The 15,958-nt window shown below is 59.4% G+C and carries 11 protein-coding genes, 6 tRNA genes and 3 rRNA genes; 12 read left to right on the top strand and 8 right to left on the bottom strand.

All coding sequences use genetic code 11. The features are described 5' to 3' along the window. Positions 1-9: 9 nt before the first annotated feature. The 8 genes from L0U80_RS14090 to paaA form a co-directional block, all read right to left on the bottom strand. Entirely contained in the window at positions 10-657 is a 648-nt protein-coding gene (locus tag L0U80_RS14090) for a GNAT family N-acetyltransferase (RefSeq protein WP_233864998.1), read from the bottom strand. Positions 658-918: 261 nt separating this feature from the next. Continuing rightward, a complete protein-coding gene (locus tag L0U80_RS14085; protein WP_233864996.1) occupies positions 919-1,521 on the bottom strand; it encodes a TetR/AcrR family transcriptional regulator in 603 nt (200 codons plus the stop codon). A 4-nt stretch (positions 1,522-1,525) separates the two neighbouring features. Next, complete coding sequence (locus L0U80_RS14080) at positions 1,526-2,326, bottom strand: DUF1835 domain-containing protein (protein WP_233864994.1); 801 nt, start codon at positions 2,324-2,326, stop codon at positions 1,526-1,528. 124 nt (positions 2,327-2,450) lie between these two features. Next, a complete protein-coding gene (gene paaE, locus L0U80_RS14075; protein WP_233864992.1) occupies positions 2,451-3,539 on the bottom strand; it encodes a 1,2-phenylacetyl-CoA epoxidase subunit PaaE in 1,089 nt (362 codons plus the stop codon). Between the two features lies 1 nt (position 3,540). After that, the gene (paaD, locus tag L0U80_RS14070) at positions 3,541-4,068 is read right to left on the bottom strand and encodes a 1,2-phenylacetyl-CoA epoxidase subunit PaaD (protein WP_233864990.1); all 528 of its coding nucleotides are present in this window, start codon (positions 4,066-4,068) and stop codon (positions 3,541-3,543) included. Between the two features lie 32 nt (positions 4,069-4,100). Next, entirely contained in the window at positions 4,101-4,907 is an 807-nt protein-coding gene (gene paaC / locus L0U80_RS14065; protein WP_233864987.1) for a 1,2-phenylacetyl-CoA epoxidase subunit PaaC, read from the bottom strand. 10 nt (positions 4,908-4,917) lie between these two features. After that, entirely contained in the window at positions 4,918-5,202 is a 285-nt protein-coding gene (paaB, locus tag L0U80_RS14060) for a 1,2-phenylacetyl-CoA epoxidase subunit PaaB (RefSeq protein WP_027788585.1), read from the bottom strand. A 227-nt stretch (positions 5,203-5,429) separates the two neighbouring features. Then, positions 5,430-6,428 carry a 1,2-phenylacetyl-CoA epoxidase subunit PaaA gene (paaA, locus tag L0U80_RS14055; RefSeq protein WP_233864985.1) on the bottom strand — a complete coding sequence of 333 codons (999 nt, stop codon included), beginning with the start codon at positions 6,426-6,428 and terminating at the stop codon, positions 5,430-5,432. Positions 6,429-6,680: 252 nt separating this feature from the next. Here paaA and L0U80_RS14050 point away from each other — a divergent pair, with 252 nt between their 5' ends. The 12 genes from L0U80_RS14050 to secE all read left to right on the top strand — a co-directional run bounded on the left by L0U80_RS14050 (position 6,681) and on the right by secE (position 15,957). Then, positions 6,681-7,940 (top strand): SGNH/GDSL hydrolase family protein, encoded by a 1,260-nt coding sequence (locus L0U80_RS14050; RefSeq protein WP_233864983.1) that lies wholly within the window; start codon positions 6,681-6,683, stop codon positions 7,938-7,940. Positions 7,941-8,411: 471 nt separating this feature from the next. Then, positions 8,412-9,942: ribosomal RNA gene (locus L0U80_RS14045) — 16S ribosomal RNA — on the top strand. A 66-nt stretch (positions 9,943-10,008) separates the two neighbouring features. After that, a tRNA-Ile gene (locus L0U80_RS14040) sits at positions 10,009-10,085 on the top strand. A gap of 46 nt (positions 10,086-10,131) precedes the next feature. Continuing rightward, positions 10,132-10,207 (top strand) — tRNA-Ala (locus L0U80_RS14035). A 302-nt stretch (positions 10,208-10,509) separates the two neighbouring features. Next, a 23S ribosomal RNA gene (locus tag L0U80_RS14030) occupies positions 10,510-13,390 on the top strand. A 162-nt stretch (positions 13,391-13,552) separates the two neighbouring features. Beyond that, positions 13,553-13,666: ribosomal RNA gene (gene rrf, locus L0U80_RS14025) — 5S ribosomal RNA — on the top strand. The 16S, 23S and 5S rRNA genes sit together here with 5 tRNA genes alongside, the layout of an rRNA operon. A gap of 142 nt (positions 13,667-13,808) precedes the next feature. Then, positions 13,809-13,894, top strand: a tRNA-Tyr gene (locus tag L0U80_RS14020). 50 nt (positions 13,895-13,944) lie between these two features. Further along, positions 13,945-14,018: transfer RNA gene (locus tag L0U80_RS14015), tRNA-Gly, on the top strand. A 29-nt stretch (positions 14,019-14,047) separates the two neighbouring features. Next, positions 14,048-14,122: transfer RNA gene (locus tag L0U80_RS14010), tRNA-Thr, on the top strand. 86 nt (positions 14,123-14,208) lie between these two features. Continuing rightward, a complete protein-coding gene (tuf, locus tag L0U80_RS14005) occupies positions 14,209-15,399 on the top strand; it encodes an elongation factor Tu (RefSeq protein WP_028371383.1) in 1,191 nt (396 codons plus the stop codon). Between the two features lie 64 nt (positions 15,400-15,463). Continuing rightward, positions 15,464-15,539 (top strand) — tRNA-Trp (locus L0U80_RS14000). 37 nt (positions 15,540-15,576) lie between these two features. Beyond that, a complete protein-coding gene (secE, locus tag L0U80_RS13995; RefSeq protein ID WP_233864982.1) occupies positions 15,577-15,957 on the top strand; it encodes a preprotein translocase subunit SecE in 381 nt (126 codons plus the stop codon). Position 15,958 lies beyond the last annotated feature (1 nt).

Genomic DNA, 15,958 nt, shown 5'->3' with positions numbered 1-15,958 from the left:
CCGGTGCTTTCAGACCGCGACGGAGTGCGGCAGGATCGACTCGATCAGCTTCGTGGCCTGACGCGCCTGGCGCTTGAGTGCGTAGTCGAATGCGGCGGCTTGCTCAGCGAGCATTTCCGTGATGATGCTGCTCTGGTCGGCCGGTTCGAGCGACAGGTACGCGTCGGCTTCACCGTAGGCGTATTCGATCTTCATCCCCGACTTTCTGGCGATGTGCATCATCGTCGCGTTGCGCGACAGGCAGTGCATGTACAGCGTCGTAACGTGCGTGTTGCGGCTGCGGATTGCCGCGCGCTCGAACAGCTTCGACCCGATGCCCTGGCCGCGTGCGCTTTCGAGCACGGAGACGCCGAACTCGGCGGTACGACCGTTGCCGTCAGCCGGCAGGTAGGCAAGATGACCGACGCCGACCAGTTGCAGCTGGTGGTCGAACACGCCGAACACGGTGTCGCGCGCGAAGTTCAGCGAGCGGACGTAGTTTTCGATCACATGGTCCGGTGCGGCCTGACCGAAGCGCAACAGGCGGTCGTCGTTCTCAAGTGAGAGGAAGTGGCCGAGCAGGCGCTCACGGTCGGCCGAGGTAAGGACGCGCACCATGACAGGCGAATGACCGGGCGACACCAACGGCTCGTCGGCTTGGGTCGAAATCGTATGCATGGGTGGGTTCTCCTTGGAGTTCGTGATGCCCGCAGCGTGATGCGCTGCAAAACGAATTCTAGCGGAAACCCTGGTATGGGTATAGGGAAAACCCGGATTACGGATCTGAATGTTATGCCTAATTTATAGCGAACATTCGATAAATCATTGATTTTGTATGACTAATTTTTAAGGGTGAGATTCCGGGGTGCGGCGTTGTTAGTACGCATCATGTTGCGTCGCGACAATTCGCCTCGCTGAAACCAGCACCCGGCGTCGCGTTCAAGCGGTCTGCAGCCCCTGATCGACCATGCTGATCACCTGCTCGGCGAAGTCGCGGTAGCCCATTCGTCCGCCTGGCTTCAGCCACGTGAACGTCCAGTTGATCATGCCGAACACCATCATCGTCAGTGCCGTCTGATTTTCTGCCGTGACGCGCCCGGGATAGGCACGCGCCAGTTGCCGCGTAAACGCAGCGACTACGTCGCGCTGGCGGTTCAGGATGATCTCGCGCTGGGCGTCCACGAGATACTTCACGTCGTTGAGCAGCGCGACGTGGCGGCTATGCGACGTTTCGTATTCGGCGAGGAACGCGCGGATCAGCTCGGCGAACGCCTCGCGCTCGTTCAGGCTTTGCCGCTGGCTTGTGCCTTCCACCTCCGCGATGATCAGCATCAGCCGCTTCGTATAGCGGTCGAGCAGATCGAAGAGGATCGCCTCCTTGCTTTCGTAATAGTGGTAGAGGCGGGCCTTGGAGGTCCCGCTTGCGGCTGCGAGATCGGACATCGACGTGCTGGGGTAGCTCGTCTGCGCGAACTTCGCGGCGGCGAGTTCGAGAATCTGGTCGCGTTGCGTCTCGTGGTCGGGCGCTCGGGTACGGGCCATAGTGTCAGCGGTGGAGGGAAGAATGCGTCGCCGCGAGTTGCGCGGCCGGAAGCAGGGCGGGATCGATCGATGCGCGCGCAACGTACATGTCATCGCGCAGGCGAAGTTCGCCGGCGGCGGCCAGCTCGCGCAGACGCCACAGCACGACCGGCTCGTACGACGGCGCGCCGGCGCAGGAGCCCGGCAGCGCGGCCACGATCGCATTTGGGGCGAGCCACGGCGTGTCTGACGCGCTCACGATCTCGAGAATCAGCAGATCGAGGTCCGCCCACGTACCGCTCGTGAAGGTGTTGTCGCGCCAGCGGCGCGACTCGCCATTCGCGAACTTCGCTTCCTGCCATTCCAGCGCAAGGCGCGTGATGCGCAGCACCGATATCGGCGCTGCGTCGGGCAGACGCGTCGCGAGGTGTGCCGCGGCTCCAACTCCCGCGATTTCATCGGCGGTGAGGCGCACTTCGTTCAGACGTTGCGGCACGTCGCGCAGGCGATAGCAGATGCGTCGCAGCGTCAACTGATCGGCGGCGGCGTTTGTGTGCCAGATCACCACGTTGGTGTCGTCAGCCTCGATCGATTCAAGCGTCACGCAGTCGCGGGCCGTCAGCACCTCGGGCACGCCGCCAAGGCGCAGCCAGAATGCGGTTCGCTGTGCAGCGGCAGGGTTACCGGGCGCATCGATATCGCGCAGCGGGCCGACCGTCAGGTCGTCGGGCAGTGCGATCACTCGGTCGGTGCGGCCGACCGACTCGAGCGCGAGGCGCAATGCCGCCGCAACCGGCTCGTCGTGGGTGAGATGGATCGTGGTCATCGACAGCTCATTGCATTCCAGGAATGCCAAAACAAAAAGGGCCGCCTGCTTGCCGGAGGTGCTCCGGTTGCGGGCGGCCCCTAGTGTAAGCGGATCGCTTGAGCGCCGAAAGCGAACCGTTGCTCTAGCGCTCGTCGAAACTTACGACGACCTTGTCACTCACAGGATGGCATTGACAGGTGAGCACGAAACCATCTCTGACTTCCTGCTCTTCGAGCGTGTAGTTCTTGTCCATCTTCACCTCGCCCTCGAGCACCTTCGCGCGGCACGTGCAGCACACACCGCCCTTGCAGGCGTAGGGCAGCGCGAGGCCGGCGTGCAGGCCCACGTCGAGCAGGCTCACGCCCTCGTAAGGCAGGCGCAGCTTGCGCTTCTTGCCGTCGAGCACGATTTCGAGTTCAGCGGCTGGCGTGTTTTCGGTGATTTCGACGGCCGGTGCGCCCGCCTGCGGCAGCGGCGAGCCGAAGCGCTCGACATGCACTTTCGCCTGCGGTACGCCCGCAGCCTTCAGCGCCGCTTCGGCGGCGTCCATCATCGGCGCGGGGCCGCAGATGAACGCTTCGTCGATCTCGTCGGGCGGCAGCAGTGTATCGAGGAACGCTGCGCATTTCGCCTGATCGAGTACGCCGTTGAAGAGCTCGACGTCCTGCAGGTCGTCCGAAAGCACGTGGTAGAGCATGAAGCGGTTCATGTACCGGTTCTTCAGGTCTTCGAGCTCTTCGGCGAACATGATCTGATCGACGCTGCGATTGCCGTAGACCAGCGAAAACGCGCTGCGCGGCTCCGTGTCGAGCGTCGTCTTGATGATCGCGAGCACCGGCGTGATGCCCGAGCCGCCCGAGAACGCGACGTAATGCTTTCCGTGGTCGGCGTTCAGGTGCGTGAAGAAGCGGCCATCGGGCGTCATCACGTCGATCTCGTGCCCCGGCGCGAGCTGCTCGAATGCGAAGTTCGAGAAGCGCCCGCCGCGCACGCGCTTGATGCCGATGCGCAGTTCGCCGTCACGGTCGTAGTCGGTCACGCCGACGCAGATCGAGTACGAACGGCGCGTTTCTTCGCCGTCGATGTGAGTCTTGAGCGTGACGAATTGCCCCTGCGTGAAGCGATACGCGTCGCGCAGCTCGGGCGGGACCTCGAACGCGACGGAGACCGAGTCCACGGTTTCGGGCCGCACTTCGCGGATGCGCAGCGAATGGAATTGCGGAGTGGCCATATCAGTACGGTTTGAAGTAGTCGAAGGGTTCGCGGCAGTCGATGCAGCGGTAAAGCGCCTTGCACGCGGTCGAGCCGAACTGCGCGAGGCGTTCGGTGTGCTGCGAGCCGCAATGCGGGCAGGCAGGCGCGGGCAGCGGCTTTGGCATGAAGTTGACCGGCTGAACCGCGGCATGCGTGCCGCTGCCACAGTTGCCTGTGGGCGGCGCGATGCCGTAGGCGCGCAGTTTTTCGCGCGCTTCGTCGGTGATCCAGTCAGTCGTCCAGGCGGGCGTGAGGGTCGTCGCGATGCGGTACGGTGCGAGTTGGGCGACGTCGAGCGCATGCGCGACGTCCTCCGCGATCTGCGACATCGCCGGGCAGCCGGAATACGTGGGCGTGATGACCACTTCGATCTGGCCGTCGGCTGCGCGACGCACGTCGCGCAGGATGCCGAGCTCGCGGATCGACACGACCGGAATTTCCGGATCGGGCACCGATTCCAGCACCGCCCAGGCGCGCTCGAGCGCCTCGTCTACCATCGCTTGCATCGTGACTTCCTCTTGAAGCATGACTCGCGGACTTACCAGTGCGCGCCCGGATGCTGGCGTGCGAGGCTCTGCATTTCGGCGAGCACGAAGCCCATGTGTTCCGAATGCTCACCGAGCTTGCCGGTCGTGACGTGCTTGACCGGGGCCGGCAGCGTCAGCGTCGCTTCACCGAGCGCTTCTTCCACGTCGGCGCGCCACGCGGCTTCGAGTTGCGCGACGAGCGGCGCGATGCCTGCTTCTGCGACGCTCGTTTCCACGGCATCGGTGCTGAAGAACTCGCGGGTGTACGGCATCAGCCAGTCGAGTGCGTCCTGCGCGCGGCGGTGCGATTCGTCCGTACCGTCGCCGAAGCGGATCAGCCATTCACGCGCGTGATGCACGTGATAGCGCGTTTCCTTGATCGAGCGTTCGGCGATCGCAGCGAGTTGCGGATCGCTGGAACGCAGCAGGGCCGTCCACAGATGCGCCATCAGCGACGCATAGAGGAAGTTGCGCACGATCGTCACGGCATAGTCCATCGACGAATGCGTCGTGCCGGCGAACGGGCCAAAGTGCGGCAGTTCGGCGAGCGTGTAGTTCGCGAACTCGCGCTCGGCGCGGAAATAGGCGTAGTCGTCTTCGGTGCGCTCGCGGCCGTTGAGCGCCTTTTCGAGCGCCGCGGCGTGCGTGTAGAGGAGGCGCGCCTGGCCGATGAGATCGAGGCTCATGTTGGCGAGGGCGATGTCCTCTTCGAGGACCGGACCGTGACCGCACCATTCCGAGTTGCGCTGACCAAGGATCAGCGCCGTATCGGCGAGGCGCAGCACGTACGCGAGATGTTCGGGCGTGGGCGTCGTCATCTTGGTGCTCTTACATGTGGTTGACTTCGTCGGGCAGCGTGTAGAACGTCGGATGGCGATAGATTTTGTCGCCGGCCGGCTCGAAGAGCTCAGCCTTCTCGCTCGGATCCGACGCCGTGATCGCCGACGACGGCACCACCCAGATGCTCACGCCTTCCTGGCGGCGCGTGTAGACGTCGCGCGCCATGCGCAGCGCCATCGATGCGTCGGCGGCGTGCAGGCTGCCGCAATGCTTGTGGTCGAGGCCCTGCTTGCTGCGCACGAACACTTCCCAGATCGGCCATTCTTTGTTCATCGATATCTCCTTCGTGTGTCGACCGGAGTTGGCGCTTTAGCGCTTACTCCGGTCCCATGCATCGCGGTCGACCGGAGTTGGCGCTTTAGCGCTTAGTCCGGTCCCATGCATCGCGGTCGACCGGCGTTGGCGCTTTAGCGCGTACTCCGGCCACATCCACCGCTGTCGACCGTGGTCGGCGTTACATCGCCCTTGCCACGGACCCTCGCGAGTGGGTTGCTGTTGAATTACGCGGCGTGTTTCTGCGCACGCTGACGCTGCTTTTCCGCGTGGGCGAGCGCGGCATCACGCACCCAGGCACCTTCGTTGTGCGCCTTCACGCGCGTGCCAAGGCGCTCGCGGTTGCACGGGCCGTCGCCGTTCACGACGCGCCAGAATTCTTCCCAGTCGATCGTGCCGTAATCGTAGTGACCGCGAGCCTCATTCCACTTCAGGTCCGGATCGGGCAGCGTGACGCCCAGCACCTTCGCCTGTTCGACGGTTGCGTCGACGAACTTCTGGCGCAGGTCGTCGTTCGAGATGCGCTTGATCCCCCATTTGGCGGACTGGTTGCTGTGGACCGAATCGGCATCGCTCGGGCCGAACATCATCAGCACCGGCCACCACCAGCGGTCCACGGATTGCTGTACGAGTTCGCGCTGGGCGTCGGTACCTTGCATCATCGCGAGCAGAGCGTCGAAGCCCTGGCGCTGGTGGAACGACTCTTCCTTGCAGATGCGGACCATGGCGCGCGCGTACGGACCATAAGTGCAGCGGCACAGCGGGATCTGGTTCATGATCGCCGCGCCGTCGACCAGCCAGCCGATCACGCCGACGTCCGCCCAGGTGGGCGTCGGGTAATTGAAGATGCTCGAATACTTGGCCTTGCCGGCATGGAGGGCGTCGATCAGCTGGTCGCGCGAAACGCCGAGCGTTTCCACTGCGCTATAGAGATAGAGGCCGTGACCGGCTTCGTCCTGCACTTTGGCGAGCAGGATCGCCTTGCGCTTGAGGCTGGGCGCGCGCGAGATCCAGTTGCCTTCGGGCAGCATGCCGACTACTTCCGAATGCGCGTGCTGCGAGATCTGACGCACGAGCGTCTTGCGATAGGCTTCGGGCATCCAGTCTTGCGGCTCGATCTTGCCGTCGGCGGCCATAACGGCGTCGAACTGCGCCTGCTCAGGCGATGCCGCATCGGCGTCGAGCGGGGCGACGTTGCCGGGGATGTCGAGGGATTGCGTGTACATAGCGGACGCTCTCGTCGATGTTGGGTGTGTGCGGAGTATAAATCAACCGACCGGTCGGTCAATGAATTTTTGCGCTTGCGCAAAAAAATGATGCAGGCGATCGAGTGTTTTTTTGAGTTTTAGCTAATCGTGAGTAAATCGCCAGTGGTATAGGGCTGAGGCTTCGAGGCGGCGCTCTGACGTGCTGCCGTCGGGCGGGAGGGGCACTGGCATCGGGCACAATGGGTACTTTGCTCCCGCACCTCCTACCGGATGAAAATCTCCCCTTCCAGCGTTGTGGCTGGCACCGCGCTTCTGGTTTCGCTCGGCGCTGGCTTACCGGCCCATGCCGATCAGCGGCCGAATTCGTGGGTGACGAGTTGGGCGACGGCGCTGCAATCCATTCCCCAACTTGCCGACCCGCCACCGCTCTACCGTGCGCCCGAGATTGCGGGCCGGACTGTCCGTCAGATTGTCTATCCCACGCTGGGTGGGCGGATTGTGAGGATTCGCGTCAGCAACGAATACGGGCGTGAGCCACTTGTCATCGAGTCGATGGGGATCGCGCCGTCAGCGGGCGGCGCTGCGACGAGCGCTGCGGTGGCGCGCGTGACGTTCGGTGGCAGACCGGGTGTATCGGTGCCGCCGGGTGGGGAACTGGACAGCGATCCGGTGGAGATCGAACTGCGCGCCGGTGTGCCGTACTCGATCAGTTCTTATATAGGGCGCGAACAGAGGATGGCGGTTTGGCATCGAGTGGCGAGCCAGATCAATTTCGTGTCGCAACCGGGCGACCATGTCGCCGATCCCTCACCCACGGCCTTTTCGCAGCGTTTCACGCAATATGCCTGGGTGACGGGACTCGCGGTCGATGCCTCGAACGCATCGACCGTGGCTGCGATCGGCGATTCGATCACTGACGGAATGCGTTCGTCGCTCAATCAGAACCGCCGCTGGCCGGATGCGTTGGCGCGGCGCCTTGCGCGCGAGCAGCGGCAGGACTTGGCGGTGATCGATCTGGGAATTAGCGGCAACCGCTTGCTGAGCGACTCTCCCTGCTACGGTACGGCGCTCGAGCGGCGCTTCGAGCGCGACGCGTTGCGTCACCCGGGCGTGAAGACCGTTGTGCTGCTGATCGGCATCAATGACATCAATTTCCAGGCGATGCCGGCGCGAGCGGGACTCGACTGCGACATGCCGCATACGCGCGTGGATGCCGAAGACCTCATTGCGGGATACCGGCGGGTGATTGCGCTGGCGCATGCGGACGGCGTGCGTATTGTTGGGGCGACGCTGACTCCTGCGTCGTTGCCTCTGGACCGCGAGGCAATCCGTGAGGCGGTCAATAAATGGATTCGGACCAGTCGGGCATTCGACGATGTCGCTGATTTCGACGCGGCACTGCGCGATTCCGCCGATCCGGTGCGATTGCGCCGCGAGTACGACAGCGGCGATCACATCCATCCGAGCGATGCTGGGTATGCGGCGATGGCGGAGGCTGTGCCACTGTCGGCGCTTACGGGAAGTAAATAGAAAATTTTTCTCTGCACCCCCCTTGCGCGGTGGCGGGTAGGGGCGGTAAGATTCGCCCCCTTCGCAGTTCAGCCGCAGTGGTTCAGGCGTGCTGGCAGCGGGGTCCGCCGCGGAAACCGGCGGGCGCGGGAGTCGACGGTGACGCAGCGGTAGCGCGAAAAAAACTGTTGACGAAGCGAAAAAGATTCTTCATAATCTCGTTTCTCTGCTGCTGACGCAGCGACGCAGGAAACGCCGGGTAGTGAGTGGTTTAACGGCGCTTTCGCGAACGATCTTTAAAAATTTACAGCCGATAAGTGTGGGCGCTTGATGTGCTGACGCGGCTCATCCGGTTCTTCGGAGCGGGATGGGAGTAGCGAAAGTATCAAGAGTCTCACACTAAAGTAAGTCAGGTTTTTGAATTTATTCAGAACCTGTCAGCTTTGAGTGAGCGACCTGTCCCGAGAGGGACAGAAACAAGTAACAGGTATTGAACTGAAGAGTTTGATCCTGGCTCAGATTGAACGCTGGCGGCATGCCTTACACATGCAAGTCGAACGGCAGCACGGACTTCGGTCTGGTGGCGAGTGGCGAACGGGTGAGTAATACATCGGAACATGTCCAGTAGTGGGGGATAGCCCGGCGAAAGCCGGATTAATACCGCATACGATCTATGGATGAAAGCGGGGGATCGCAAGACCTCGCGCTATTGGGGTGGCCGATGGCGGATTAGCTAGTTGGTGGGGTAAAGGCCTACCAAGGCGACGATCCGTAGCTGGTCTGAGAGGACGACCAGCCACACTGGGACTGAGACACGGCCCAGACTCCTACGGGAGGCAGCAGTGGGGAATTTTGGACAATGGGGGCAACCCTGATCCAGCAATGCCGCGTGTGTGAAGAAGGCCTTCGGGTTGTAAAGCACTTTTGTCCGGGAAGAAATCCCCTGAGCTAATACCTCGGGGGGATGACGGTACCGGAAGAATAAGCACCGGCTAACTACGTGCCAGCAGCCGCGGTAATACGTAGGGTGCAAGCGTTAATCGGAATTACTGGGCGTAAAGCGTGCGCAGGCGGTGATGTAAGACCGATGTGAAATCCCCGGGCTTAACCTGGGAACTGCATTGGTGACTGCATCGCTCGAGTATGGCAGAGGGGGGTAGAATTCCACGTGTAGCAGTGAAATGCGTAGAGATGTGGAGGAATACCGATGGCGAAGGCAGCCCCCTGGGTCAATACTGACGCTCATGCACGAAAGCGTGGGGAGCAAACAGGATTAGATACCCTGGTAGTCCACGCCCTAAACGATGTCAACTGGTTGTCGGGCCTTCATTGGCTTGGTAACGTAGCTAACGCGTGAAGTTGACCGCCTGGGGAGTACGGTCGCAAGATTAAAACTCAAAGGAATTGACGGGGACCCGCACAAGCGGTGGATGATGTGGATTAATTCGATGCAACGCGAAAAACCTTACCTACCCTTGACATGTACGGAATCCTGCTGAGAGGCGGGAGTGCCCGAAAGGGAGCCGTAACACAGGTGCTGCATGGCTGTCGTCAGCTCGTGTCGTGAGATGTTGGGTTAAGTCCCGCAACGAGCGCAACCCTTGTCCCTAGTTGCTACGCAAGAGCACTCCAGGGAGACTGCCGGTGACAAACCGGAGGAAGGTGGGGATGACGTCAAGTCCTCATGGCCCTTATGGGTAGGGCTTCACACGTCATACAATGGTCGGAACAGAGGGTTGCCAAGCCGCGAGGTGGAGCCAATCCCAGAAAACCGATCGTAGTCCGGATCGCAGTCTGCAACTCGACTGCGTGAAGCTGGAATCGCTAGTAATCGCGGATCAGCATGCCGCGGTGAATACGTTCCCGGGTCTTGTACACACCGCCCGTCACACCATGGGAGTGGGTTTTGCCAGAAGTGGCTAGTCTAACCGCAAGGAGGACGGTCACCACGGCAGGATTCATGACTGGGGTGAAGTCGTAACAAGGTAGCCGTATCGGAAGGTGCGGCTGGATCACCTCCTTTCCAGAGCTCATCGCTTCAGCGCGTTGAAGCGCTCACACTTGTCGGCTGTAAAGAAGACAGACTCAGGGGTCTGTAGCTCAGTCGGTTAGAGCACCGTCTTGATAAGGCGGGGGTCGATGGTTCGAATCCATCCAGACCCACCACTTTGTCTGCATAAGGCGAAAGCGGATCCCTCGAGTATGTATGACTGGGGGATTAGCTCAGCTGGGAGAGCACCTGCTTTGCAAGCAGGGGGTCGTCGGTTCGATCCCGTCATCCTCCACCAATCCTCAATGCTCAGTGTCCGGTACACACCGGATATTTAGCATTGGCGATTGAGCCAGTCAGGGCGATGTGAGTAAAAACCATATCGGCTGTCGTTCTTTAACAATCAGGAAGAAGTAGTAAAGAGATTCATCCAAAACACACTTAGAGATGGGTGTGGAGTAGGTGAATCAGGGTTGTGATTGTATCGATGTATTTTTAAGTTCCTCGAAAGAGGGCTTTGGAATACGGCACAACGCTAAAACTCAACCTGTAGCGAGTGTGATCAACGCGGGAAACTGCGAAGAGACATACCCGTTATAGGGTCAAGCGAACAAGTGCATGTGGTGGATGCCTTGGCGATCACAGGCGATGAAGGACGCGGTAGCCTGCGAAAAGCTCCGGGGAGCTGGCAAACAAGCTTTGATCCGGAGATGTCCGAATGGGGAAACCCACTCCTTATGGAGTATCCGTAGCTGAATACATAGGCTACGTGAAGCGAACGCGGTGAACTGAAACATCTAAGTAACCGCAGGAAAAGAAATCAACCGAGATTCCCAAAGTAGTGGCGAGCGAAATGGGAAGAGCCTGTACTCTTTATCTGAACTGTTAGCCGAACGCTCTGGAAAGTGCGGCCATAGCGGGTGATAGCCCCGTAGGCGAAAACAGATTGGAAGAACTAGGTGTACGACAAGTAGGGCGGGACACGTGAAATCCTGTCTGAAGATGGGGGGACCATCCTCCAAGGCTAAATACTCGTGATCGACCGATAGTGAACCAGTACCGTGAGGGAAAGGCGAAAAGAACCCCGGGAGGGGAGTGAAATAGATCCTGAAACCGCATGCATACAAACAGTCGGAGCCTCGCAAGGGGTGACGGCGTACCTTTTGTATAATGGGTCAGCGACTTACATTCAGTGGCGAGCTTAACCGAATAGGGCAGGCGTAGCGAAAGCGAGTCCGAACAGGGCGTCCAGTCGCTGGGTGTAGACCCGAAACCAGGTGATCTATCCATGGCCAGGTTGAAGGCACGGTAACACGTGCTGGAGGACCGAACCCACTAACGTTGAAAAGTTAGGGGATGAGCTGTGGATAGGGGTGAAAGGCTAAACAAACCTGGAAATAGCTGGTTCTCTCCGAAAACTATTTAGGTAGTGCCTCGTGTATCACCTTCGGGGGTAGAGCACTGTCATGGTTGAAGGGTCCATTGCGGATTACTTCGCCATAGCAAACTCCGAATACCGAAGAGTGCAATCACGGGAGACAGACATCGGGTGCTAACGTCCGGTGTCAAGAGGGAAACAACCCAGACCGCCAGCTAAGGTCCCTAAATATTGCTAAGTGGGAAACGAAGTGGGAAGGCTAAAACAGTCAGGAGGTTGGCTTAGAAGCAGCCACCCTTTAAAGAAAGCGTAATAGCTCACTGATCGAGTCGTCCTGCGCGGAAGATGTAACGGGGCTAAGCAATATACCGAAGCTGCGGATGCGAGCTAGTCTCGCATGGTAGGAGAGCGTTCCGTAAGCCTGCGAAGGTGCACTGTAAGGTGTGCTGGAGGTATCGGAAGTGCGAATGCTGACATGAGTAGCGATAAAGGGGGTGAAAGGCCCCCTCGCCGTAAGCCCAAGGTTTCCTACGCAACGTTCATCGGCGTAGGGTGAGTCGGCCCCTAAGGCGAGGCAGAAATGCGTAGCTGATGGGAAGCAGGTCAATATTCCTGCACCATTGTTGAATGCGATGGGGGGACGGATCGCGGAAGGTTGTCCGGGTGTTGGAAGTCCCGGTCCTTGCATTGGAGAAGGCGCTTTGGCAAATCCGGGCGCGGAATTCAAGGGTGTGAGGCCATCCACTTAGGTGGAGAAGCAACTGGAAGTGGTTCCAAGAAAAGCCTCTAAGCTTCAGTTCAACAGTGACCGTACCGCAAACCGACACAGGTGGGCGAGATGAGTATTCTAAGGCGCTTGAGAGAACTCGGGAGAAGGAACTCGGCAAATTGGTACCGTAACTTCGGGATAAGGTACGCCCCTGTAGCTTGACTGGCCTGCGCCAGAAGGGTGAAGGGGTTGCAATAAACTGGTGGCTGCGACTGTTTAATAAAAACACAGCACTCTGCAAACACGAAAGTGGACGTATAGGGTGTGACGCCTGCCCGGTGCCGGAAGATTAAATGATGGGGTGCAAGCTCTTGATTGAAGTCCCGGTAAACGGCGGCCGTAACTATAACGGTCCTAAGGTAGCGAAATTCCTTGTCGGGTAAGTTCCGACCTGCACGAATGGCGTAACGATGGCCACACTGTCTCCTCCCGAGACTCAGCGAAGTTGAAGTGTTTGTGATGATGCAATCTCCCCGCGGCTAGACGGAAAGACCCCATGAACCTTTACTGTAGCTTTGCATTGGACTTTGAACCGGTTTGTGTAGGATAGGTGGGAGGCTGTGAAGCGGGAACGCTAGTTTCCGTGGAGCCGTCCTTGAAATACCACCCTGATCTGTTTGAGGTTCTAACCTTGGTCCGTGATCCGGATCGGGGACAGTGCATGGTAGGCAGTTTGACTGGGGCGGTCTCCTCCCAAAGGGTAACGGAGGAGTACGAAGGTACGCTAGGTACGGTCGGAAATCGTGCTGATAGTGCAATGGCATAAGCGTGCTTGACTGCGAGACTGACAAGTCGAGCAGGTGCGAAAGCAGGTCATAGTGATCCGGTGGTTCTGTATGGAAGGGCCATCGCTCAACGGATAAAAGGTACTCTGGGGATAACAGGCTGATACCGCCCAAGAGTTCATATCGACGGCGGTGTTTGGCACCTCGATGTCGGCTCATCTCATCCTGGGGCTGTAGCCGGTCCCAAGGGTATGGCTGTTCGCCATTTAAAGAGGTACGTGAGCTGGGTTTAAAACGTCGTGAGACAGTTTGGTCCCTATCTGCCGTGGGCGCTGGAAGTTTGAGGGGGCCTGCTCCTAGTACGAGAGGACCGGAGTGGACGAACCTCTGGTGTACCGGTTGTGACGCCAGTCGCATCGCCGGGTAGCTATGTTCGGAAGAGATAACCGCTGAAAGCATCTAAGCGGGAAACTCGCCTCAAGATGAGACTTCCCCGGGGACTTGATCCCCTTGAAGGGTCGTTCGAGACCAGGACGTTGATAGGTCAGGTGTGGAAGCGCAGTAATGCGTTAAGCTAACTGATACTAATTGCCCGTAAGGCTTGATCCTATAACAGGTATGCCTCCCTCCCCCGATGGAGAGAAGCGCGTACAGGTTGAGATCACGTGTTGTGCCTGAAACAACACAACCCCAATTCAGCAACACACACTCTTTACGCTTCTTCCCGATTGGCTGTGGCGCACCCTAAATGCGACGCAGCAACCCGTCATGCCTGATGACCATAGCGAGTTGGTCCCACCCCTTCCCATCCCGAACAGGACCGTGAAACAACTCCACGCCGATGATAGTGCGGATTACCCGTGTGAAAGTAGGTAATCGTCAGGCTCCTTACAAAGCAGAACCCCGGCCCTAAAAAGCCGGGGTTTTTGCTTTTCCGCTTCACTATAAGTGAGAGGGCTGTAAGGTCGGCTCCGTGCAAAGTGCTTGACACTTTCCGGATGTTCTACCATAATCATCAGTTCTCTGCGGAGGGGTGCCCGAGTGGCTAAAGGGGGCAGACTGTAAATCTGTTGGCTTACGCCTACGTTGGTTCGAATCCAACCTCCTCCACCAGAATTCAGCTGAAGTTGAGCGTCGGAAATTGTTGGGAATCGGCAATCGTTGCGGGTGTAGCTCAATGGTAGAGCAGAAGCCTTCCAAGCTTACGACGAGGGTTCGATTCCCTTCACCCGCTCCAGCGAAGCAGACGCAAGTGCGGAAGTAAATGCCCATGTGGCTCAGTGGTAGAGCACTCCCTTGGTAAGGGAGAGGTCGGCAGTTCGATCCTGCCCATGGGCACCAGTTGGTATCAGAAGCTGTACCAGCAAGACCAGTGATTGTTTGCGCGCCCCGCGCAACGTACGGATAAATCCTCTTAGGAGTCGAAAATGGCCAAGGGTAAGTTTGAGCGGACCAAGCCGCACGTGAACGTGGGCACGATCGGTCACGTTGACCACGGCAAGACCACGCTGACGGCAGCGATCACGACGGTTCTGACCGCCAAGTTCGGCGGCGAGGCGAAGGCGTACGACCAGATCGACGCAGCGCCGGAAGAAAAGGCACGTGGCATTACCATCAACACCGCGCACGTCGAGTACGAAACGGCTAACCGCCACTACGCACACGTCGACTGCCCGGGCCACGCTGACTATGTGAAGAACATGATCACGGGCGCGGCGCAGATGGACGGCGCAATCCTGGTGTGCTCGGCCGCTGACGGCCCGATGCCGCAGACGCGTGAGCACATCCTGCTGGCCCGTCAGGTTGGCGTGCCGTACATCATCGTGTTCCTGAACAAGTGCGACATGGTGGACGACGCCGAGCTGCTCGAGCTCGTCGAAATGGAAGTGCGCGAACTTCTGTCGAAGTACGACTTCCCGGGCGACGACACCCCGATCATCAAGGGTTCGGCCAAGCTGGCGCTCGAAGGCGACAAGGGCGAGCTGGGCGAAGTGGCGATCATGAACCTGGCCGACGCACTCGACACGTACATCCCGACGCCGGAGCGTGCAGTTGACGGCGCGTTCCTGATGCCGGTGGAAGACGTGTTCTCGATCTCGGGTCGTGGCACGGTGGTGACGGGGCGCGTTGAGCGTGGCATCGTCAAGGTCGGCGAGGAAATCGAAATCGTCGGTATCAAGCCGACGGTGAAGACGACCTGCACGGGCGTGGAAATGTTCCGCAAGCTGCTCGACCAGGGTCAGGCAGGCGACAACGTTGGTATCCTGCTGCGCGGCACGAAGCGTGAAGACGTGGAGCGTGGCCAGGTTCTGGCCAAGCCGGGTTCGATCACGCCGCACACGCACTTCACGGCTGAAGTGTACGTGCTGAGCAAGGACGAAGGCGGCCGTCACACGCCGTTCTTCAACAACTACCGTCCGCAGTTCTACTTCCGTACGACGGACGTGACGGGCTCGATCGAGCTGCCGAAGGACAAGGAAATGGTCATGCCGGGCGACAACGTGTCGATCACGGTGAAGCTGATCGCTCCGATCGCGATGGAAGAAGGTCTGCGCTTCGCAATCCGCGAAGGTGGCCGTACCGTCGGCGCCGGTGTCGTTGCCAAGATCATCGAGTAAGCCAGCTAGTTCTCGTTGATCTGTAGTTTTCGGGGTTGGCGATGCCGCCAACCCCAAATGGTTTAGGGGTATAGCTCAACTGGCAGAGCGTCGGTCTCCAAAACCGAAGGTTGGGGGTTCGATTCCCTCTGCCCCTGCCAACTCATCGCGCTAAGTCGCGTTGTTCTTTAAGGTGTTATGGCGAATCCTTCCGTCGAAACGGTTAATACTTCCAGCGACAAGCTCATGCTTGTGGGTGGCGTATTGTTGGTGGTGGCCGGCTTCGTAGGGTTCTACTGGCTCGGTAGCCAGGAGTGGTATATCCGCGGTGCGGCACTTGCAGTCGGTGTCATCGCGGGGGTGGTAGTCGGTCTTCTCTCGGCGCCCGGCAAGAGCTTCATCGCGTTTGCCAAAGACTCGTACAAGGAAGTTCGCAAGGTCGTTTGGCCGACTCGTAAAGAGGCCACGCAGACGACGCTGGTGGTCTTCGGTTTTGTGCTGGTAATGGCCATCTTCCTCTGGGTTTGCGACAAATCCGTTGAGTGGGTGATTTTCTCGGCGATTCTGGGTTGGAAATGAT

This window comes from Paraburkholderia adhaesiva (genome assembly GCF_021390575.1).
Taxonomy (GTDB): Bacteria; Pseudomonadota; Gammaproteobacteria; order Burkholderiales; family Burkholderiaceae; genus Paraburkholderia; species Paraburkholderia adhaesiva.
Note: the sequence above shows the minus strand (reverse complement) of the source record. Positions and strands in the feature narration are given on the sequence as shown.

Bases quoted from the DNA above. Each gene is read 5' to 3' on its own strand.
- L0U80_RS14090 (WP_233864998.1), bottom strand. From the start codon at position 657: ATGCATACGATTTCGACCCAAGCCGACGAGCCGTTGGTGTCGCCCGGT.
- L0U80_RS14085 (WP_233864996.1), bottom strand. From the start codon at position 1,521: ATGGCCCGTACCCGAGCGCCCGACCACGAGACGCAACGCGACCAGATT.
- L0U80_RS14080 (WP_233864994.1), bottom strand. From the start codon at position 2,326: ATGACCACGATCCATCTCACCCACGACGAGCCGGTTGCGGCGGCATTG.
- paaE (WP_233864992.1), bottom strand. From the start codon at position 3,539: ATGGCCACTCCGCAATTCCATTCGCTGCGCATCCGCGAAGTGCGGCCC.
- paaD (WP_233864990.1), bottom strand. From the start codon at position 4,068: ATGCAAGCGATGGTAGACGAGGCGCTCGAGCGCGCCTGGGCGGTGCTG.
- paaC (WP_233864987.1), bottom strand. From the start codon at position 4,907: ATGACGACGCCCACGCCCGAACATCTCGCGTACGTGCTGCGCCTCGCC.
- paaB (WP_027788585.1), bottom strand. From the start codon at position 5,202: ATGAACAAAGAATGGCCGATCTGGGAAGTGTTCGTGCGCAGCAAGCAG.
- paaA (WP_233864985.1), bottom strand. From the start codon at position 6,428: ATGTACACGCAATCCCTCGACATCCCCGGCAACGTCGCCCCGCTCGAC.
- L0U80_RS14050 (WP_233864983.1), top strand. From the start codon at position 6,681: ATGAAAATCTCCCCTTCCAGCGTTGTGGCTGGCACCGCGCTTCTGGTT.
- tuf (WP_028371383.1), top strand. From the start codon at position 14,209: ATGGCCAAGGGTAAGTTTGAGCGGACCAAGCCGCACGTGAACGTGGGC.
- secE (WP_233864982.1), top strand. From the start codon at position 15,577: ATGGCGAATCCTTCCGTCGAAACGGTTAATACTTCCAGCGACAAGCTC.